Below are 19,762 nucleotides of genomic sequence, written 5' to 3'. Positions count from 1 at the left end.
AGATAGGTGACCAGATGCGCCCTGTGCAGGGCGGGCAGTGCAATGTTGGGCCCATCCGCCGAACCATGAAGAGGGCAGGGACATGAGCACGGTTTTGGTCACGGGCGGATCGGGTTTCATCGGCGTGCATACCATTCTGCAGCTGCTTGCCGACGGGCAAGCGGTGCGAACGACGGTGCGCAATCCGGGGCGCCGCAACGACGTGATCGCGATGCTGCGCGAGGGCGGTGCGCCGGCGCCCGACCAGGTCGGCTTCGTCACCGCCGATCTGCTGCGCGACGACGGTTGGCGCGAGGCGGCCACCGGGTGCGACTACGTGCTGCATGTCGCATCGCCGCTCGGCGCCTATGTGCCCGAGGACGAGAATGAGCTGATCGTCCCGGCGCGGGAAGGCACGCTGCGGGTGTTGCGCGCCGCGCGCGACGCCGGCGTCAAGCGCGTCGTCGTGACGTCGTCGTTCGCCGCAATCGGTTACGGCCATCCGCCGCAAGCGGCGCCGTTCAACGAGACGGTGTGGTCCAATCTCGATGGTCCCGGCGTGCAGGCCTATCCGAAATCCAAGACGCTGGCCGAGCGCGCCGCCTGGGATTTCGTCGCGCGCGAAGGCAATGGCCTCGAGCTTGCCGTGGTCAACCCCACCGCGGTGTTCGGCCCGGCGCTCGGTGCCGATTTCTCCGAGTCGATCGGCATCATCAAGGCGCTGCTCGACGGCGCGATGCCGGCGGTGCCGCGGATCCATTTCGGCCTCGTCGACGTGCGCGATGTCGCCGACCTGCATCTGCGCGCCATGCTGTCGCCCAAGGCGAGCGGTGAGCGCTTCCTGGCGGTCGCCGGCGAGACCATGTCGGTCCTCGGGGTCGCGCGGGTGTTGCGCGCCAGACTCGGCAGCAAGGCGCGGCGCGTGCCGCGGTTCCAGGCGCCGGACTGGATGATGCGGCTTGCCGCTCGGCGCAACCCGGTGGCCCGTGCCGCGCTGCCGCTGCTCGGCAAGGTGCGCCGCTCGACCAGCGCCAAGGCGCAGCACCTGCTGGGCTGGCGCCCGCGCGGCAATGAGGAGATGATCGTCGCGACCGCGGAGAGCCTGATCCGGCTCGGCCTCGTCAAGGCCTGACGGCAGCTCCCGTCCAGCGTGCTTGCCAGACGCGTCGGCGAGTGCTGAATTGCAGCGAGCAGACGGAGGCGCCACCGCGCCGCCGAGAACACCAGGGAGGCTGCGCAGATGGATCGGGTCCTCGCGGCCGCAAAGGCGATCGCCAGCGCGCGTCGCAGCCGGGCGCCGCTCAAGGCGCTACCGAAGGACGTCGTGCCGCGCGACGAGGCCGAAGGCTATCAGGTGCAGTACGCGCTGCACGCTCTGATGCAGCCACACCTGGGCAGCCTCGTCGGCTACAAGATCGGCTGCACCAGCGCGGTGATGCAGGAATATATCAACATCCCGCACCCATGCGGTGGTGGTGTGTTCGAGAAGGTCGTGCATGACAGCGGCGTGCAGCTGCCGGCGGCAGAGTTCGTCCATGTCGGCGTCGAGTGCGAGATCGCGGTGCGGCTCGCCCGCGATCTCGCTCCCAGCGAGGCGCCGTTTACCGCCGAATGGGTCGCGGAAGCGATCGATGCCTACTATCCCGCGATCGAGATCGTCGACGACCGCTACGTCAAATGGGAGACGCTGGGCGCGCCGACGCTGATTGCCGACGACTTCTTCGCCGCCGGCTGCGTGCTCGGCGAGGCGGTGCCGCGCATCAACGTGCCCGATCTGCGCGCGGTCGCGGGACGCGCGATCGTCAACGGCAAGGAAGAAGGCCGCGGCACCGGCGCCGACGTGCTCGGGCATCCCCACAACGCGCTCGCCTGGCTCGCCAATCATCTCGCCACTGAAGGCCGTGGCCTGCACGCCGGCCAGATCGTGCTGACCGGCAGCCTAGTCAAGACGGTGTGGTTGAAGGCGGGCGACACGGTCGTCATGGAGCTCGACGGTCTCGGCAAAGTGGAAGCGACCTTTACGTGAGGCGACGTTTGGGCGAGCTTGCCTCCACATAAGAGACGTCGTCCCTGCGAAAGCAGGGACCCATAACCACGAATGCTGATTGTTGCGCGTCGCCGGAGCGACGAGCGCGGCTCACAACCGCCGCCGCGGGGTATGGGTCCCTGCTTGCGCAGGGACGACACCGAGAGTAGCGACGTTCACCTGACCTTCAAGTCGCCGGGCGTTTGGTGTCCGTGACCAGTTCGACCTTGCCGTCGGTCAGCCGATAGACCGCGCCGACCACCTTGAGCTTGCCCTGATCGACTGCGGCGCTGAGGATCGGCGTCGCCGATTTCAGCTTCGCGACGTTGTCGATGACGTTCTGCCTGATCGCGTTGGCGAGGCGGTCGCCTCCCTTGCCCTCGGTCGCCTTCACCGCCGGTGCGATCGCATTGACCAGCGAGGGTAGATGGCCGGGGAGGGTGGTGTTGTCCTTCAGCGACTTGATGGCGGCGTCGACCGCGCCGCAACTGTCGTGGCCGAGCACCATGAACAGCGGCACGTTGAGCACGGACAATGCATATTCGAGGCTCGCGATGGTCTCGTCGCTGGCGAAATTGCCGGCGACGCGGCAGACGAACAGATCGCCGCGGCCGGTGTCGAACGCGTATTCCGGTGCGATGCGGGAGTCCGCGCAACTCAGGATGCCGGCGAACGGATTCTGTCCGCCGGCCAGCGCCTCGCGCTCGTGCTTGAAATCATGCCGCCGCGAGACGCCTTCGACATAGCGGAGATTGCCCTTCACCAGCCGGTCCAGCGCCGCGTCCGGCGCCAGCACATTCTGCGGCTTCGGCGGCGATTTGGTTTCCTTGGCGGAAACCGGCGGCCCGAGGGCGAGGCTGGCGGCGGTGCAGGCCGCGGCAGCGAGGAAGCGGCGCCGGGAGGTCTGGGTGGGAGCTGTGATTTCGCAAAGCTGGCACATCAAAAATCTCCGTAAAATTATCCGAGAATAGCAATCGCGTCCGTGCAAAGGTTGTAGATCATGCGCTGTGCCACCGCAACGATGTGGTTTCGCACGCTCGGAGCCACCACGTTCGCTGTTGCGCAAGCAGGGTCGACGATGAGGATGAGTCCCAATTCAAGATGTCAAACAGCGCGGTGTCATCACCCGCGCATGCGAAAGCGGGTGATCCAGTATTCCAGAGACGCCGGTGCGAGCCGGGCGATAACAGTGCGGACACGCACGATCGTCGTCCTGGCGAAAGCCCAGGACCTATAACCACCGCATTTGATCATGAACGGGATCGTGGCCCCAGCGTCGCGCAACAATTGAGATTTGGGGTAATGGGTCCTGGCTTTTCGCCAGGATGACATTGAGTGTGTGCTCTTCCTTCCGCTCTCTCTTCAGAGGGCGCAGGGAAAGTCGGGTGCTGATCGCACCCATGGGCCCCGTGCAAAAGGTAGAAATCACGGGGGTAGAACCACTGGTGTAACCGGAAACAACCCGGCTTTCCCTGCGCGATGGGCTACGGCCCGACGGGCCGATCGGCTCAACCGGATAACCTGCGGGTTATGAAAGGCCCGGGCGGTCTCGTTGTGCGATTGAACCGGAAAACCCAGGTCGCGCGACCGCAGCCGAACGGCCGAAATTTCTGGTTGACTCATTCATAGCTGGCTGGTTATACGTTAATTCATAACCAGCGGGTTATTGATCGCAAATGCCAGACGCTCACGACATCCTGTTTCGAACCCTTGCAGACCCGACCCGCCGGGCCATCTTCGAGCGCCTGTGCCGCGAGGGCGAGCAGACCGTCGGCGCCCTGACGGCCCGCGCCAGGATTTCGCAGCCGGCGGTGTCGAAGCATCTCGGTGTGCTGAAGCAGGCCGGGCTGGTGCGAGACCGCCATGAAGGCAGGCAGACCCATTACAGCGCGCAACTCGGCGCGCTGGCGCCGCTGATCGACTGGACCAGCCAGATGGCGGGCTTCTGGCAGAACCGGTTCGACCACCTCGAAGATCTCCTCAAAAGGATGGACCAATGAACAAGACCACCGCTAAAACGCGCTCCGCGATCGTCGAGCGTGAATTCGCTCATCCACCGGAAAAGCTCTGGCGCGCGCTGACCCAACCGCATCTGATGGAGGAGTGGCTGATGAAGAACGATTTCAAGCCCGAGGTCGGGCACAGCTTCAACCTGCGCGGCGAGTGGGGCGGCGTGCTGGACTGCAAGGTGCTCACCGTGGAGCCGCACAGGACGTTGTCCTACACTTGGAATTTCGCGCATGCAGACGCCGCCTACAATCTCGAAAGCGTCGTGGTCTTCACGCTGACGCCGACAGCCACCGGCACCCATCTGCGCGTCGAGCAGTCCGGCTTCCAGCCGCATCAGAAGCAGGCGTATGGCGGCGCCCATGCCGGATGGAAGCAGTTCCTCGAGAATCTCGATCAGCTGATGGCGCGGCCGGAGTGAGGCGCGCTCGCGAACTCGCAACATTCATCCAACAGGAGGTCACATTGGACTGGAACAACTGGATCCGGCAATTGCACCGCTGGCTCTCGATCGCCTTCACGGTCGCCGTCATCATCAACATCGTCGCGATGGTCCTGCAGCAGCAGGCGGTCTGGATCGGCCTGCTGGCGCTGTTCCCGCTGATCTTCATGCTGCTCAGCGGCCTTTATCTGTTCGCATTGCCCTATCTGTCGCCGCGGCGTCGGCATGGGGGATCGACGTCCGCGTCCCAAGTGTGATTGCATGACGTGACGACTTGACGTGACGATTTGGGGCGGATGAGGCGCAAGAGACAGCAATGACGGCATCGGAACGTATCGACCGGATGATCGAGGATCTCACCGACTGGCGCGGCAAGACGCTCGCCAGCCTGCGCAAGAGCATCCTCGCCGCCGATCCTGAGATCATCGAGGAGTGGAAGTGGATGGGCAGCCCGGTGTGGTCGCGCGACGGCATCATTGCGGTCGGCAACGCCCACAAGGGCAAGGTCAAGCTGACCTTCATGTATGGCGCGCAGCTGCCGGACCCCGACAAACTGTTCAACACCGGCTTCGAGGGCAATGCGCGGCGCGCGATCGATCTGTTCGAGGGCGACAAGATCAACGTCCCGGCGCTGAAGACGCTCATTCGTGCCGCGATCGAGCTCAACCGGGCCAAATCCAGGAAATCCGCGAGGAAGCCGGCGAAGAAGGCCGGCGGTACCCGCGCGACCGCGAAGAAGGCGTGAGCTGCGCCGCCATGGTGCTCGCGATCCATCCGAGATGATCAAGACCAGACTCGCCACATCGCCGGATGCGGACTCCATCTCCGCGCTGCTGACGGCCAACGGCGGCGACCGTGGCGGCATGCTGCTCGGGCAATGGCCGCGCGAGGTGATCGAGACGCGCATTGCAAACGGGCAGCCGATCGTCGTCGCGACCGACAATGAGGGCAGGTTACTCGGCGCGCTCCTGACGTCGGAGAAGGGATATGGCGAGACGCCGCCGGTGCGGGCCATGCTGAACGCCTGGCCGGGGCGGGCAGATGCCTATGTTTATGGTCCGGTATGCGTGTCGCGGGACGCGCGCGGCCTTGGCGTATTAGAGGCGTTGTACGCGAAGCTTCGGGCGACGTTCCCCGGCCGCGAGGCAATCCTGTTCATCAGGGAAGACAACCCGCGCTCGCTCAGGGCGCATCTGCGGCTCGGCATGCGCGAGGTCGCGCGATACGACTTCGACGGCAAGGTCTTTATTGTCCTGAACGACCGGCCGGATCTCCGTCAGTAGCCGGGCCTTCGCGCATCGGAAGCCAAACTCCCCCTTTCAGAAATAGAACGAAATAAACCGTTCACCATTGGACATGAAAGCCTTCCGGTTGTAGCGGTGTACCCACGCAACTTAACGAGTGGCTGCTAAACCTGTGGCTGTGGAATGAGCGGGTCTCGTGTCGAAGCGCCCGCTGGAATGGCAGTCGGAATGCTCAGTCAGGTGGTTGGTCCGTCACGGATCGCGTCGTCGGCGGACATCCTTGCCGCGCGAAAGGTCTCTCCAGAGGCGAAAGCTTCAGCAGAGACACTTCGGGGAGCCCACCCCTACAAATGGAGCATGCTCGGCTCATGGCTGGTTGCCGTCTCGGCGAGCGGTTTCACCGGCTTCCTGCTTTGGCGATTTCGCGTCGCGATCGACGCCAGAGATCTGGCGCTGTTTTCCGGCATGATGGCGTTCCTCATCATCGTCCATGTCGTCTATGGCAGATGGCGCACCGCGCCGACACTCTCTCATCTCGGTGGAGCTGTCGCAGCGACTTGCTGGTCGATCATCGCGGCTGCGGTCATCAGCCTAGTCGGCTTGCGATACAAGTTCCCCTTGATCGATGACGTTCTCGGCAACGCCGATCGTGCCGTCGGGGTCGACTTGCCGTCCATGATCCGGTGGTTTGCGGATCATCCCTCGCTGTCCCATCTGCTATTCGTGGCTTACGACAGCTGGCTGCTCCAGCTTGCCGCACTGCTTCCGTTCCTGGCCATGATGGGACGCTTCGACAAACTCTGGCAGCTGGTATTTGTGTTCAGCCTGACCGCGGTGGTCGCTGCGACGTTTTCGGTGTTCTGGCCCGCCAGGGGAGCTTTTGCCTATTTCCATCATCCCATAGAGGTGCTTGAGCAACTTCCGGACGGCGCAGGAATCTATCATCTCGCAAAGTTCGAGTATTTTCGCAATGCGCCGTTTCCGAACGTGTCATTCGAAAATCTGCAAGGCGTGGTGACATTCCCGTCGTTTCACACCTGCCTCGTCCTGATGACGATCTGTGCGACGACAGGGACGCGATGGCTGTTCGCAATCACGTTGATCTGGAATGCGCTTGTGCTGATCGCGACCGTTCCGATCGGCGGGCATTATGTCATCGATCTGTCCTGTGGTGCACTGCTGTGGCTGGCCGCGATGGCGGTCGAGGCGATGCTCGGCAGATCGTACGCCACCATGCGCGGAATGCCGGTGCCGGAGGCCGCGTCCGCCTAGTCGCGTGCTCAAATGGCGTTATCCGATCAGGCGATCACCTCGGCGATGCCACCGCCGATGGCTTGCGTTCAGCCGGGCTAGGCCGAGATGTCGACCGCCTGGCCGGCCTTGCCGGCGTTTTTCCGGAACGCCTGCTCGATCAGCTCCTTGATCTTCTGCTCGACCGCGGCGCGCTGATCCGGCGTCATGGTCTTGAGGTCTTCTTCCGACATGCCCATGCTTTTGAGGATATTCGCGCGCATCCGGTCCATCGGGCTCATCTGCGCGTATTTGAGAAACCTCTGCTCGACGGTGTCGCCGAGCGAGCTGCCGCCGGTGGCGTCGGCGGTCAGCGGCTTCTTCAATGTGCCAGTCGTCATGCTGGCGGTGACCGATCCAAGGGCCGAAATCGACGTCATCTGCGCGCGCAGTCCCCGTTGCAATGCTGCAATCGTGGAGCAAATGGCGTGCCATCCGTTGCAGCCGTGATTTCAAGGGGATCGCGGCGCCGCCAGGCGCGCACGACGCGCCGCGGGCAGCTTCTGCCGGGCCAAGTTTGCCGGGCGTGGTGTGCGCGATCACCGGACCCGCCACCGCGGTTGCGGCCTTCAGGCCACGGTGTGCACGATCACGGGACCGGCGACTGCGGTGGCCTGGCCGACCAGCAATGGACCGAGATTGTCGTCGATCCAGGCCAGCGCGCGGCGGTTGGCCTCTTCGGCGCCGGCATGGTTGTTGAAGACGCTGATCGCGGTGACCGTATCGTCGCCGGCATAGACCACGTAATAGGCCATGAAGCCTTCGACGTCGCTGATGATCGGGATTGCGCCTTCCTTGATCCGGCGCGCGAGTTCCTCGGCGCTACCAGACTTCGCCTTGGCGTGACGGATGGCGGCATACATGCGTTCCTCCTTCCGGCTGCATCGATCGGGCTGCGCTTCGCGCGTGCGCGATCGTACGCCGAACCGGGTGGCGACGCCATCGGGATTGCGGACGGATTAGCTGAAACGCCGGCTCACGAGCGTCGTGCGCCGGTCGGGGAGCTTCGGCAGTCTTGCCACGCCGGCGCGCGTCGTCGTGGTCTTTGGTCCGGGGGCGGGCTCCGGCTCCTGCTGCTGCAGAAACAGCGTGGCTTCGAACAGCACGCCGGGGGCCTGCTTGGCCGTGCCCGAGCATACCGCCCGGTTGCCGTTGAACGAGCCAGTCAGCTGCGCCTCGACCTCGTCGCATCCGAACACGGTGGTGAACGGACCATCGGCATAGCGGTGCGTCGTCAGCGTCGCCGTGAAGCGGTCCTGATCGAGCTGATAGGTGCCGCCATAGGTGAACATGGCGTCGCCGCCCGAGATCCTGCCATTTGCGAGCTGGACTATTCCGGTGCCTTCGCCCCGCGGCGTCCGGAACCACGCCGCATATTTTCCGTCTCTTTGCATGACCGTCATACAAACAGAAAACCCTGCGTTGTCGTCTCCCTACGTTGCAAGCGCCGGGACTTCTACTGTGCGCTGCTGCGAGGGTTAACGAACCGACAAGGCGATGGCGCGACTTTCGTGAAGCGGTATCGGACTGGTGCGCGGCGACCGCGCCGGCGCACGCCACCGGTCACAAAAAGCCACGGCCCTCGCCAGGGGAGCTAGCGAGGGCCGTGTTGGTACACCGCGCCGCGCCTAGGTTCGCGACGAGATGTGGGAGCTCGTAAAAAGTCCTACTCAGGCATGATCCGTTTCCGAGAACCGGTTTCCACTTTGCGGGATCATGCCGCTAAAGCGCGACGAGACTAGGTTGAATCATCATCGCGCTTTAGCTCCTTGTTTGCGCATGATCTTTTCGGAAAACCGCTTCGCACTTTTCCGGATCATGCCTTAGAAGGGCAGCAGCACGTCGAGAACCTGCTGGCCGTAGCGCGGCTGTTGCACGTCGGTGATCTGACCGCGGCCGCCATAGGCGATGCGGGCCTGAGCGATCTTCGAGGAATCGATGGTGTTGTCGCTCTGGATGTCTTCCGGGCGCACGATGCCGGCCACGATCAGCTCGCGGATTTCGAAATTGACCCGGATCTCCTGCTTGCCCTCGACCACGAGATTGCCGTTCGGCAGCACCTGGGTGACGACCGCGGCGACGTTGGTCTGCAACGCTTCCTGGCGGTTGACCGAGCCCTTGCCGTCGCTGGAGGCCGTGGAGTCGGCGGTCAGGATGCGGCCGGGCAGGATCTTGTTCGGCTGCGTGATGGTCTGCGAGCCCAGGAAGTTGGTGACGCCCGAGTCTTCCGAATTGGTGCGGCTGCGTTGGGTCTCGTTGGCGATCGCGGCCTTGTCGGTGAAGTTCACCGTGATGGTCAGGATGTCGCCGACGCGCGCGGCGCGCTGATCCTTGAAGAAGGCGCGGGAGCCGCTGCGCCACAGCGAGTTCGGGCTGTAGGAGGCGATCTCGGGCTTCGGCATCGGCATCTGCACCGGCTTGTAGCCGGGCTGGGTGGTCGGATTGTCGATCGACGACAGCTTCGGCTGCTCGCCGATCTGGGAGAGACGGTCGATCGACGAGCAACCGCTGGCGATCGTTCCGAGTGCGAACAGCGCGCCGGTCAGGACGAGGCGGTTGATGCGGTACTGGGACATGAACTTTACTCGGCGTTTGGTGCGACTGAACTCAGCTTGACGGAAGCGGAATTGGACCCGGTGGCGTCGGCGGTCGGCACCGGGCGCGGGGTCGCGACCGAGATCGAGACCTCGCCGCGGCCGGTGACGACGCCGGAGACGGCGCGCTTGGACTGCAGATTCATCACGCTGACGGTGTCGCCCTCGGCGCCGCCATCCATCGCCTTGCCGCGGATCGTCAGGTAAAGGCCGGCGGTGCGGTAGATCAGCGTGACGTTCTGGTCGCGGGTGACCAGATCGGGCTTCGCGAGGTCGGCGACGCGCAGCGCCTGGCCGGGACGGAGCTGGCGGCGGACCTGCATGCCGACGGCGCTGTCGCGCACCGCCGCGTCGTTGCCGATTTCGGCTTTCGGACGGCGCTCGACGATCACGTCGGAGGCCTTCAGCACGTCGCCGCGCTCGACATTGCGCGTCAGCACGGCGGCCTCGATGGTTTCGATCGCGGTTCCGGTGAAGCGCAGCTTCGACGGCGCGGCGCCGGCGTCGTTGCCGATCTCGAAGGTCAGGTCGAAACGCGTCGAGCGCGGGTCGTAGCGCACGGCGATCGGCTGCATCACCCCGGTGTTGGTGGCCTCGAGGCGGATGTCGCCGGGATCGCGGTCGAAGGTCAGCGCGATGTTGCCAGCCCTGCCGAGCCCGTGGCGGCCTTCCAGCGCGCGCGACACCTGCTGCTCGATTTCCTTGCTGTCGATGGTGCGCGCCAGCCTGGTGACGGTGATCTCCTTCAGTTCGCGGGTATCGACGCCGATCACCTGGTGCGAGCGCAACACGTTCAGCACCTGCGCGACCGGTAGCGTGCCTGTGGTGCCGAGGTCCGGCGCGCGGTAGACCGCGACACTGCCGGCGCTGCCGGCATTGTCGATGAGGTCGCCGACCCGCACGATGTCGTCGGCGACCGTGATGCTGGCGCGCAGCGTCGGCACCGCGATGGTCTCGCGGCGGCCTTGCGCGGCAGCCGAAGTCATCGAGGCTGCAAGAAACGCGGTTGCGATCAGGAGTGAGCGGGCGATCATCGACATCATCCTCAGCGGAACAGGTTGGAGGTCGACTGCATCATCTGGTCGGCGGCCGAGACCACCTTCGAGTTCATCTCATAGGCGCGCTGCGCGGCGATCAGGTCGGAGATTTCCGAGACCACCTCGACATTGGCCTGTTCGAGGCTGCTCTGCTGCATGTCGCCATAGCCGTCGGTGTTGGCGGTGCCGTCCTGCGGCTGGCCGGAGGCCGGCGTTTCCACGAACAGGTTGTCGCCGATCGGCATCAGGCCGGCCTTGTTAATGAAGCGGGTCAGGCCGATCTGGCCGATGTTGGTCGATGCGGTCTGGCCCGGCAGCGTCACCGAGACCTGGCCCTGCGCATTGATGGTGAGGCCGGATGCGTTCTGCGGGATCGTGATCGTCGGCTGCAGCAAATTGCCCTGCGCGTTGACGATGCGGCCCTGATTGTCCATCTGGAACGAGCCGTCGCGGGTGTAGGTGAAGGTGCCGTCCGGCATCAGGATCTTGAAGAAACCTTCGCCGCGGATTGCGATGTCGAGATCGTTGCCGGTCGGCGACAGCGTGCCCTGGGTCATCATGCGCGGCGTGCCGACGGTCTTCACGCCGCCGCCGAGGTCGATGCCCATCGGCATGATGGTGTTCTGGTCGGAGGCCTGCGCGCCGACCCGGCGCACATGATCGTAGATCAGGTCCTGGAACGCGGCGCGCTGCTTCTTGTAGCCGGTGGTGCGCAGGTTCGCGATGTTGTTGGAGATCACCTGAACGCTGAGTTCCTGTGCCGCCATTCCGGTCGCAGCTGTATAGAGTGCGCGCATCGGTCAAGCCCCCGGATCAATTCGGCACGTCGGCGAGCTTCTCGATCGCCGATTTGTGCAGGTCGCTCTGCTGCTGCAGCAGCGAGGCGATTTGGGTGTAGGTCCGCGTGATCTCGATCATGCGGCTCATCTCGACGACGGAATTGACGTTCGACTTCTCGATGAAGCCCTGGCGGATCTGGGCCTTGGTGTCCGGCAGCGCCTGCGTGCCTTCGCCCGGCGCGTAGAGGTTGGAGCCTTCCTTCAGCAGGCGCTGGGCCTGCGCGAACGAGACGAGCCGCAGCTTGCCGCGGATCGAGTCGAGACGGGAGGTGCCCTCGAGCACGGTGATGTTGCCGTCGGCGGCGATCGAGACGTCGTGGTCGGTTTGCTGGAAGGTGATCGGGCCGGCGGTGCCGAGCACCTGGTAGCCCGAGGCGGTGACCAGCTGGCCGCGATTGTTGATCTGCAGGCTGCCTTCGCGGGTGTAGCGCTCGCCACCCGGCGTCTGCACCACCAGGAAGGCATTGCCGTCGATCGCGACGTCGAGCGGGTTCTTGGTCTCTTCGGTCGGGCCCTGCGAGAAATCGTGGAAGGTCGCGCGGTCCTGCACGAAGGAGACGCGGCGGTCGGAGGACGCGAAATTGTCCTCATGCGCGTTCGAGGACAGATATTCCTGGAACAGCGACCGGTCGGCCTTGTAGCCGTTGGTGTTCATGTTCGCGATGTTGTTGGAGACGACATCCATCTGCCGTTCCAGCACCATCTGCTTCGATAGGCCGACCAGAAGGGTATTCTGCATCGGTGGTTCTCCCCTGTGAGGCGATCCGAATGCAGGTTCTCCCAAACCTTCACGCCGGACCCGTCGGTAACTATTGGGTTCTCCCAAACCCGCCAGTCACGCCGTCCTCTCAGCGAAAGCCGTGCCAACTTGAAATAGTGATTTATTTGAATGGCTTAGGTGTTTGGTCGGAGTCTGCAAGGGGCGGCAGAAAGGTCTTGTTGACCATGTTTGCCCGGCAGTTTTTTCCTAGTGGAAGGTAAATCCTAAGCTTCCGTTAACCATTATGACCCCAGTGTTGCCGGCATTGGGGCGCGTGTGCGCCGGCGGCATTTGTATCGCGTCTTCAGGCCAAGGCTGGGGCAAATCGCGTTCGCATCCTTCAGGGTGAAGCGAGCGGACGATGGCGGACGAGGAAAAGACGGAGAGCGGCGAGGGCGCGGCTGCTCCGAAGAAGGGCAAGCTCAAGCTGATCATTGCCGTCGTCGGCTTCCTCGTCGTGCTCGGCGCGGGCGCCGGCGGCTGGTTCTTCTTCATGCGCGGCCACGGCGAGGAGCAGCACGCCGAAGCGCCGCCGCCGAAGCCGCCGAGCTTCGTCGACGTGCCGGACATGCTGGTCAATCTGGTCGGCGCGCCCGGCGAGCGCGTGCAATATCTCAAGCTGAAGCTCGTGCTCGAGGTCAAGGAAGAGAAGCAGATCGAGGCGATCAAGCCGGCGCTGCCGCGCGTCACCGACCTGTTCCAGACCTACATGCGCGAGCTGCGCCCGAGCGACCTCAACGGCTCGGCCGGCCTGTTCCGCCTCAAGGAAGAGCTGACCAAGCGCGTCAATCTCGCGCTGGCACCCAACCAGGTGAACGCGGTGCTGTTCAAGGAAGTCGTGATCCAGTGACGGGGTGGATGTAAAGCCATGGCCGGCAACGACCAGATGGACCAGGACGCCATTGCGGCGCAGTGGGAAGCCTCGCTCGATTCCGAGGATCCCGCGGCAGCCGCGGCGGAAGCCGCCAAGAACGAGCTCACCGAGAACATGGCGCTGCAATGGGCCGCCATGGTCGAGGACGGCAGCCGTGACTTCGGCAGCAAGAACACCAATGGCGAGCGCGTGCTGTCGCAGGAGGAGATCGACAATCTCCTCGGCTTCACGGTCGGCGACGTCAGCCTCGACGACCATTCCGGCATCCGCGCCATCATCGATTCCGCGATGGTGTCCTACGAGCGTCTGCCGATGCTCGAAATCGTGTTCGACCGCCTGGTGCGGTTGATGACGACCAGCTTGCGCAATTTCACCTCCGACAATGTCGAGGTCTCGCTCGACCGCATCACCTCGGTGCGCTTCGGCGACTACATGAACTCGATCCCGCTGCCGGCGGTGCTCTCGGTGTTCAAGGCGGAGGAGTGGGAGAATTTCGGTCTCGCCACGGTCGATTCCAGCCTGATCTATTCGATGATCGACGTGCTGCTCGGCGGCCGCCGCGGCCAGACCCAGCTGCGCATCGAGGGCCGGCCCTACACCACGATCGAGACCAACCTCGTCAAGCGCCTGGTCGAGGTGGTGCTGTCGGATGCCGAGCAGGCGTTCCGGCCGCTGTCGCCGGTGACCTTCACGATCGACCGGCTCGAGACCAACCCGCGCTTTGCCGCGATCAGCCGCCCGGCCAATGCCGCGATCCTGGTGCGCCTGCGCATCGACATGGAAGATCGCGGCGGCAATGTCGAATTGCTGCTGCCCTACGCCACCATCGAACCGATCCGCAACGTGCTGTTGCAGATGTTCATGGGCGAGAAGTTCGGCCGCGACCCGATCTGGGAAGGCCATTTCGCCACCGAAGTGGCGCAGGCCGCGATCTCGGTCGACGCGGTGCTCTATGAAGCCGATATCCCGCTGAAGGAGCTGATGAAGCTCAAGGTCGGCGACACCCTGCCGCTGGATATCCGCTCCGACGCGCTGGTCTCGGTGCGCTGCGGCAACGTCACCCTGACGGAAGGGCGCATGGGCCGGGTCGGCGACCGCGTCGCGATCCGCGTCACCAAGAATTTGCGTAAACCCCAAACCACCTTCGCGATGTTCGAGAAGGCGGACGAGCGGACCAAGATGATGGAGGCACCATGAGTCATGTGCTTGGACTAGCAATCGAGAGTCTGGTAGCCGTGCTGCTGATGCTGACGATCGGCTATTGCTGGCTGCTCAACAAGCGCCTGCAGCGGCTGAAGGCCGACGAGCATTCGCTGAAGGCGACGATCGCCGAATTGATCACCGCGACCGAGATCGCGGAGCGGGCGATCGGCGGGTTGAAGCACGCGGTGCGCGACGTCAACGAGAACCTCGGCAACCAGCTCGATGTGGCGACGCAGATGTCGGCGCTGCTGAAGAACCAGCTGGCGGAGGGCGACCACGTGGTGCGCCGCCTGTCCAAGATTGCGCTGGCCGCGCGGCCGTCGGAGCCCGCGCATGCGCCGGCACAGGCAGTTGCGCCCGCCGCGCCAGCGGCGCCGGCGCCCAGGGTTTCGGCCGCGCACGCGGTTGCCGCGGCGGCTGAAGCCTTCACCGAGCGCAGGAGGGCCGGCGGCCTCGCTGCATGAAGTTGCTTCGTGACATCAGAGTGATGCCTGTGGTGCTGGTCGCGATCTTCGGCCTGATGGTGCTGAAGGTCGCCGGCCTCGTGCTCGATGGCGGTTACGTGTTTGCCGACGATACGCCCCCGGCCGGCCCGTCTTGGGCGCAGCAGAACTTCAACTTCCCCGGCGCCGGCAAGGCTGCGGTTGTTGACAGCAAGATCAAGGGCGATCCCGGCGACATCACGGGATCGGTCGAGCAGAAGGAGGCCAAGAAGGACGAGGCGCCGAAGCCGGCCGCACCGGCCGCGGAGCCGTCCAAGCCCGATGGCGTTGTCGTCAATCTGGATGCACCCGCGCCGGTGTCGGCGTCGGAGCGCGCGATCCTGGAACGGTTGCAGTCGCGCCGCCAGGAGCTCGAGACGCGCGCGCGCGAGGTCGAGATCCGCGAAAGCCTGTTGAAGGCAGCGGAGAAGCGCATCGAGGCCAAGGTCGAGGAGGCCAAGGCCAATGATGCCAGGGCGAATGCCGATGCCGCGGCAAAAGCGGAAGCCGAGGCCGCGCGTTTCAAGGGCATCGTCACCATGTACGAGAACATGAAGCCGAAGGACGCCGCAAAAGTGTTCGATCGTCTGGAAATGAACGTGCTCTACCAGATCGCTTCGCAGATCCAGCCGCGCAAGATGTCCGACATCCTCGGCCTGATGCAGCCGGAAGCCGCCGAACGGCTCACGGTCGAACTCGCCCGCCGTGCCGGCGGCGACAAGTCGGCCTCGACCGACGACCTTCCCAAGATCGAAGGCAAGATGCTCACGCCGAAGACGAATTGATGGGAGCTGTCTGAAAGTCCGCCGATTGGCGGTGGCCTCCTCAGCCGTAAGCCAGATCCGACTTAACACCGGGTTGCCTGCATCTCATCCAGATCATCGCGATCAGGGTCGCGCACATGAACGGACCGACGGGCACGAGTGCGACCGGGTAGGTAAACCCCGCCAGGACAAGCACGCCGAACCCGATCCGGAGTTCGGAGCGGTTCGAGAGAAGCGAGCCATGTTCGGCCATGGGCGCGTTCATGAGAAAGATGAGCGCGAGAGCCAGGAGCGCCGTATCGTAGATCGCCAAGTAGGGAGAGACGAGCAATGTCGCGACCAGCAGGCTCGCGGCCTTGACGGCGAAGCTGACGTTGCGGCGCCATATGATCAGCATCCACGTCGCGGCTGCCGCGGCGACCGCGACGTGCAATGCCATGGCCGATCCATAGCCAAAACCGGCAAACCGAAGCACGCCATAGACGCTCTGCAGTTTGTACCAAGCCAGCGTGCCGGTGAGATGGAACTGCGTCGTCGCGAAGATGGCCGCCCCACGGAACCCCTCAAAAGTGTCCCAGCCGAAGGTAAGCCCGGTGAGCAGCATGAGCACCGGTATCACCAAACTGGCGGTGATGAAGACGGTCCAGCGTCCAGTAGCGATCAGAATGAGGGGAAGCAGGACGCCATATTGCGGCTTGAAGATCAGCAGCGCGATCAGGAAGCCGCTGACGATCGGACGCCTGTCGAGCGTCAGCAGAATGGCGCCGAGCAGCGATGCCGCGAGCAGGGAGCTCTGGCCGACAATGAAATCGTACAGGACGGCCGGCACGGCGAATGCCAGCAGCAGTACGGCGAAGCGCGGCCGGATGGCGAAAACAACGAGCCCCCAGCACAGCAGCTTTGTGGTGCTCCAGATCCAGAACGCGGTCGGAAACGGCAGCAGTGCCAGCAGTGCCGCCGCAAAGAAAAAAAACGGCGGGTAGAAAAATGGTATCGGCACCTCGTAAACGGGGAACGGAGCGTGGTTCAAGCTGGGATGTATGTGAAGGATCGCTTGCCGCAACCGCGGCCAATCGTAGGCGGTCGCGGCCTGGCCATCGAGAGCCATCTGCCCCGCGCTCCAAAAGCATGAAAAGTCGAGCCCGGTCGCGCCGGTACCGTCAACGACCTTCGGCACCACGCAGTACAGGGTGAAGCCCAACACGATGAGGCAGGCAATGGCCAATGCACGGTCGTATCCGCTGCGCTCCACACGGGCGCGCGCCATTCCAAATCCGTTCATGAAACTGCCAGAAACTAAGAATTGCTTGAAATGTAAGCGGTTGTATACCGCAACTGGCGGTGGCGCAAGCGAGTGGCCGATCTCGATGCGGCGTTGGGTTAATCGCCAGGAGTTCCGCGCATGCCCGGTAGATCGAGGGTGATCCTCTCGATGCAAAGGCGGAAGCCGACGCCATCCGCTTCAGGGATATCGTCACCACGTACGACATAGGTGCAGTCGCAGGCGCTGCAGCGCCGTGTGCCGGCTGGCAGACGCGGATCGCCGCCTCCGATGATGCGGGCTCGACGGGGTCCCAGCGAAGCCAAACGCCTATCGACGCCGAGAAGCGTCTGATTGCCACCTTGTCCCAGTGCGAGGTGCGGAGGTCTCTTGCCCACGATCGCCACCGGGCACCCGGGTTATGGTAGCCTTAACCGGTAGCGTTAAGTTGCAACCGATTTTTGATTCTGGAATTGAAGTCGCTATGTCTCAAGGTGGTGTTTCAGGAATTGCCGATGCTGAAAGACATGCCATGGCTCACCGCGCCGCGCGCCCGATTGTACGTGAGTGGCATCGCAATTGTGCTGGTGCTGACCCTTGCGAGGTCGCTTTTGCTATTTTACCGCGATGGCGGCTATGGCGCGAATAACTTTCTGCTCGGCTCGGACTTCCTGACGTTCTGGGCGGCCTCGCTCCAGGTTTTGGCTGGGCATCCTGCCGAGGTTTATCTGCCCGAATTGCATCTGCTCGCGGAAGCTCCATACCTTCGAGAGGGCTACGAGGCGTTCTTCTATCCGCCGACGATGCTGCTCTTGTGCCTGCCGCTCGCGCTCGCGCCGTATTTCGCCTCGCTGTTCGTGTTCATCAGCATGACGGCGGCGTCGTTCGCCGCGGTGATCTGGCGCATCTTGCGAACGCCCTGGTGCCTGGTCGCGATCCTTGCCTATGCGCCGGTCTATCTTAATGCTGTGGCAGGGCAGAACGCCTTCCTGACGGCATCGATCCTTGGCTGCGGTCTCAACATCATGGACCGGAGGCCAAAGCTCGCGGGCGCGATCCTCGGGCTGATGGTGATCAAGCCGCACCTGGCGCTGGCCGTGCCGATCGCCCTGATCGTCACAGGTCGCTGGCGAACGCTGATCTGGGCAGGCCTGTCGTCGATTTCGCTCGTCGTGCTGTCCGTGCTGCTGTTCGGCCTGGATACGTGGCTCAACTTCCTCGACGTCTCTCATTCGGCCCGCCAGGCTCTGGAGAACGGGGACGTCGAGTTTTCATTGCTGCAGAGCGTGTACGCGACGGCCCGTCTGCTCGGCGCCGGCGTCAACACGGCCTTTATCATTCACGGCCTCGCGGCGCTGAGCATGACGTGCGTGCTGGTCTGGATGTTGCGTCAGAAGATCAGTGCTGCGACCGAACGCTCGATCATCGTGCTCGCCTGCCTTCTGATTACGCCGTTCTGCCTGTTCTACGACATGCTCATCATGGCGCTGCCGCTGGCCTGGATGCTCCGCGAATGGTTGAAGGTCGGCTTTCCGGCCTGGTCGAAAATGGTGCTTGGCGTGACGTTTCTCGCGCCGATGGTCTTCTACCTACCTGTCCTCTATCAACTGTCGGTCGTGAAGCCGCTGCCTTTTGGTTCTCCGGTCATCATCCTGTTCTGTTGGTTGCTGGTCCGGGAGAGCACGCAGACGCGGCAAGCGGCGCATGGCGAGCCAGAGGTCGCGGCGGTCTGAGTTCGCAGCACCTGACTAGAACCTCCGTAGTATCACGGGAGTGTCCAGTTCCCGGCTTTGATCCGGCGGGGCATCCAACGCCGCGATAAATCAGGCGCGTTGCCATTGGCGCAGGAGCAAGGGCGCAGAACCGTAACGTTGGCGGCGCCAAGGCCATTGCAACAGAACCATCGCAGACATTGCCAAAGTGCTTGATGCGAGTCTAGCATTGGCGTGAGGAAGGCGAGCGCGACTTCGCTGTTTTGGAGCCTTCCGTGATTGCGGTCGCAAGGACCGCGGCCCGAGTTGATTGATTGAATTGCTCATTTGTGCCGGTCGCGAAGCTGCGCCCGATCAGAGATTGAATTTCTAGTCACCAAGAAATTTCGAGGAAACCAATATGCGTAGCCTGTTCATGATGCTTGTCGTCATCGCCACCACCAATCTGACATGGGCCCAATCCGAACTGGTCAAACGGGGCGATTACCTTGTCAACGGCATTCTGGCTTGCGGCAATTGCCACACGCCCAAGGGACCGAACGGCGATGTTTTGGAGAAGGCGTTCTCGGGCGGAGGATACTGGGATGAGCCTTCCTTCACGGTGCATGCCGCCAACATCACGCAAGACAAGGAAACAGGCATCGGAAACTGGAGCGATGCCGATATCAAGAAACTGCTGCGGACCGGGCAAACCCCAAAGGGTGTGCATACCGCGATGGTCATGCCGACCAGCTTCTATCACATCCTAACGGAAAATGATCTCGACGCGGTCGTCGCATATTTGCGTACGATCACGCCGGTCCACAACAAGGTGCCCGATCCGATCTACAAGGTGCCTCAAGTCGAGAACGTTCCGCCGGGCGGCGAGAACCCGTTCGCCGAACCGATGATGAGCGACAAGGTGCAGAAGGGATTCTATCTCGTCACGATCGCGCATTGCATGGCGTGCCATACGCCGATTGGACCGAGGGGACGAGAGTACAAGAGCAGTCTTGGTGCCGGTGGCGTCAAATTTTCCGGGCCGTGGGGAGTCTCGGTTTCACGCAACATCACGCAGAACAAGACCAATGGGATCGGTACGTGGAGCGACGACGAGATCAAACGTGCGATCACCGAGGGTGTCAGCCGCGATGGCAGCCGTCTCGGTCGACCGATGGGATACCATTACTATGCCCGGATCAGTCCCGATGACCTTGATGCCATCGTGGCGTATTTGCGCAGGTTACCTGGCAGGGCGGAGTAAGCCTC

The 19,762-nt window shown here is 63.5% G+C and carries 23 protein-coding genes; 14 read left to right on the top strand and 9 right to left on the bottom strand.

Annotation, left to right across the window (positions count from 1 at the left end; translation table 11 throughout):
- The first annotated feature begins 82 nt into the window (after positions 1-82).
- Positions 83-1,111 carry an SDR family oxidoreductase gene (locus tag E2I15_RS17110; protein WP_137480129.1) on the top strand — a complete coding sequence of 343 codons (1,029 nt, stop codon included), beginning with the start codon at positions 83-85 and terminating at the stop codon, positions 1,109-1,111.
- 108 nt (positions 1,112-1,219) lie between these two features.
- A complete protein-coding gene (locus E2I15_RS17105; protein ID WP_137480128.1) occupies positions 1,220-2,005 on the top strand; it encodes a 2-keto-4-pentenoate hydratase in 786 nt (261 codons plus the stop codon).
- Positions 2,006-2,192: 187 nt separating this feature from the next.
- Here the strand turns inward: E2I15_RS17105 and E2I15_RS17100 are convergent, their stop codons facing one another.
- Entirely contained in the window at positions 2,193-2,945 is a 753-nt protein-coding gene (locus E2I15_RS17100) for a carbonic anhydrase (protein WP_137480127.1), read from the bottom strand.
- Positions 2,946-3,681: 736 nt separating this feature from the next.
- Between E2I15_RS17100 and E2I15_RS17095 the strand changes: the two genes are divergently transcribed.
- From E2I15_RS17095 to E2I15_RS17070, 6 genes are all read left to right on the top strand, one after another.
- The gene (locus E2I15_RS17095) at positions 3,682-4,005 is read left to right on the top strand and encodes an ArsR/SmtB family transcription factor (protein ID WP_016846748.1); all 324 of its coding nucleotides are present in this window, start codon (positions 3,682-3,684) and stop codon (positions 4,003-4,005) included.
- Positions 4,002-4,433: an SRPBCC family protein gene (locus tag E2I15_RS17090; RefSeq protein ID WP_137480126.1), complete on the top strand. Its 432-nt coding sequence runs from the start codon at positions 4,002-4,004 to the stop codon at positions 4,431-4,433. Before E2I15_RS17095 ends, E2I15_RS17090 begins: the two co-directional genes overlap by 4 nt.
- A gap of 44 nt (positions 4,434-4,477) precedes the next feature.
- A complete protein-coding gene (locus E2I15_RS17085) occupies positions 4,478-4,711 on the top strand; it encodes a hypothetical protein (RefSeq protein WP_137480125.1) in 234 nt (77 codons plus the stop codon).
- Between the two features lie 59 nt (positions 4,712-4,770).
- Positions 4,771-5,199, top strand: coding sequence for a DUF1801 domain-containing protein (locus E2I15_RS17080; RefSeq protein WP_137480124.1), 429 nt, complete (start codon positions 4,771-4,773; stop codon positions 5,197-5,199).
- Positions 5,200-5,233: 34 nt separating this feature from the next.
- On the top strand, positions 5,234-5,737 hold the full coding sequence (locus E2I15_RS17075; RefSeq protein WP_137480123.1) for a GNAT family N-acetyltransferase: 504 nt from the start codon (positions 5,234-5,236) through the stop codon (positions 5,735-5,737).
- Between the two features lie 318 nt (positions 5,738-6,055).
- Entirely contained in the window at positions 6,056-6,970 is a 915-nt protein-coding gene (locus tag E2I15_RS17070) for a phosphatase PAP2 family protein (RefSeq protein WP_170991615.1), read from the top strand.
- Between the two features lie 77 nt (positions 6,971-7,047).
- Here E2I15_RS17070 and E2I15_RS17065 read toward each other — a convergent pair whose 3' ends face one another.
- From E2I15_RS17065 to flgF, 7 genes are all read right to left on the bottom strand, one after another.
- Positions 7,048-7,368: a hypothetical protein gene (locus E2I15_RS17065; RefSeq protein ID WP_137480121.1), complete on the bottom strand. Its 321-nt coding sequence runs from the start codon at positions 7,366-7,368 to the stop codon at positions 7,048-7,050.
- A gap of 189 nt (positions 7,369-7,557) precedes the next feature.
- Positions 7,558-7,851, bottom strand: coding sequence for an antibiotic biosynthesis monooxygenase (locus E2I15_RS17060; RefSeq protein ID WP_137480120.1), 294 nt, complete (start codon positions 7,849-7,851; stop codon positions 7,558-7,560).
- A gap of 96 nt (positions 7,852-7,947) precedes the next feature.
- Positions 7,948-8,382, bottom strand: a complete 435-nt coding sequence (locus E2I15_RS17055) for a hypothetical protein (RefSeq protein ID WP_246668191.1) — start codon at positions 8,380-8,382, stop codon at positions 7,948-7,950.
- Positions 8,383-8,811: 429 nt separating this feature from the next.
- Positions 8,812-9,564, bottom strand: a complete 753-nt coding sequence (gene flgH, locus E2I15_RS17050) for a flagellar basal body L-ring protein FlgH (RefSeq protein ID WP_137480118.1) — start codon at positions 9,562-9,564, stop codon at positions 8,812-8,814.
- Between the two features lie 5 nt (positions 9,565-9,569).
- On the bottom strand, positions 9,570-10,625 hold the full coding sequence (gene flgA, locus E2I15_RS17045; protein WP_137480117.1) for a flagellar basal body P-ring formation chaperone FlgA: 1,056 nt from the start codon (positions 10,623-10,625) through the stop codon (positions 9,570-9,572).
- A gap of 2 nt (positions 10,626-10,627) precedes the next feature.
- Entirely contained in the window at positions 10,628-11,416 is a 789-nt protein-coding gene (flgG, locus tag E2I15_RS17040; RefSeq protein WP_026193007.1) for a flagellar basal-body rod protein FlgG, read from the bottom strand.
- A gap of 16 nt (positions 11,417-11,432) precedes the next feature.
- Positions 11,433-12,197, bottom strand: a complete 765-nt coding sequence (gene flgF / locus E2I15_RS17035; protein ID WP_016846737.1) for a flagellar basal-body rod protein FlgF — start codon at positions 12,195-12,197, stop codon at positions 11,433-11,435.
- A gap of 382 nt (positions 12,198-12,579) precedes the next feature.
- Here flgF and fliL point away from each other — a divergent pair, with 382 nt between their 5' ends.
- From fliL to E2I15_RS17015, 4 genes are read left to right on the top strand one after another with little or no spacing between them, the layout of a single operon-like run.
- Positions 12,580-13,068 (top strand): flagellar basal body-associated protein FliL, encoded by a 489-nt coding sequence (fliL, locus tag E2I15_RS17030; protein ID WP_137480116.1) that lies wholly within the window; start codon positions 12,580-12,582, stop codon positions 13,066-13,068.
- An 18-nt stretch (positions 13,069-13,086) separates the two neighbouring features.
- The gene (gene fliM / locus E2I15_RS17025; protein ID WP_137480115.1) at positions 13,087-14,289 is read left to right on the top strand and encodes a flagellar motor switch protein FliM; all 1,203 of its coding nucleotides are present in this window, start codon (positions 13,087-13,089) and stop codon (positions 14,287-14,289) included.
- On the top strand, positions 14,286-14,759 hold the full coding sequence (locus E2I15_RS17020; protein WP_137480114.1) for a DUF6468 domain-containing protein: 474 nt from the start codon (positions 14,286-14,288) through the stop codon (positions 14,757-14,759). The genes fliM and E2I15_RS17020 overlap by 4 nt, the downstream gene beginning before the upstream one ends.
- On the top strand, positions 14,756-15,562 hold the full coding sequence (locus E2I15_RS17015; protein WP_137480113.1) for a MotE family protein: 807 nt from the start codon (positions 14,756-14,758) through the stop codon (positions 15,560-15,562). Before E2I15_RS17020 ends, E2I15_RS17015 begins: the two co-directional genes overlap by 4 nt.
- Before the next feature lie 40 nt (positions 15,563-15,602).
- Here the strand turns inward: E2I15_RS17015 and E2I15_RS17010 are convergent, their stop codons facing one another.
- Positions 15,603-16,808, bottom strand: a complete 1,206-nt coding sequence (locus tag E2I15_RS17010; RefSeq protein WP_137480112.1) for a glycosyltransferase family 87 protein — start codon at positions 16,806-16,808, stop codon at positions 15,603-15,605.
- Between the two features lie 509 nt (positions 16,809-17,317).
- Between E2I15_RS17010 and E2I15_RS17005 the strand changes: the two genes are divergently transcribed.
- Positions 17,318-18,535 (top strand): glycosyltransferase family 87 protein, encoded by a 1,218-nt coding sequence (locus tag E2I15_RS17005; protein WP_155262437.1) that lies wholly within the window; start codon positions 17,318-17,320, stop codon positions 18,533-18,535.
- Positions 18,536-18,914: 379 nt separating this feature from the next.
- Positions 18,915-19,757, top strand: a complete 843-nt coding sequence (locus E2I15_RS17000; RefSeq protein WP_137480110.1) for a c-type cytochrome — start codon at positions 18,915-18,917, stop codon at positions 19,755-19,757.
- The last annotated feature ends 5 nt before the right edge of the window (positions 19,758-19,762 follow it).

Origin of the sequence: Bradyrhizobium sp. BR2003 (genome assembly GCF_009720285.1) — a bacterium.
In the GTDB taxonomy this organism is placed as follows: Bacteria; Pseudomonadota; Alphaproteobacteria; order Rhizobiales; family Xanthobacteraceae; genus Bradyrhizobium; species Bradyrhizobium elkanii.
The sequence above is the reverse complement of the archived record's forward strand: the minus strand, read 5'-3'. Positions and strand labels throughout refer to the sequence as shown.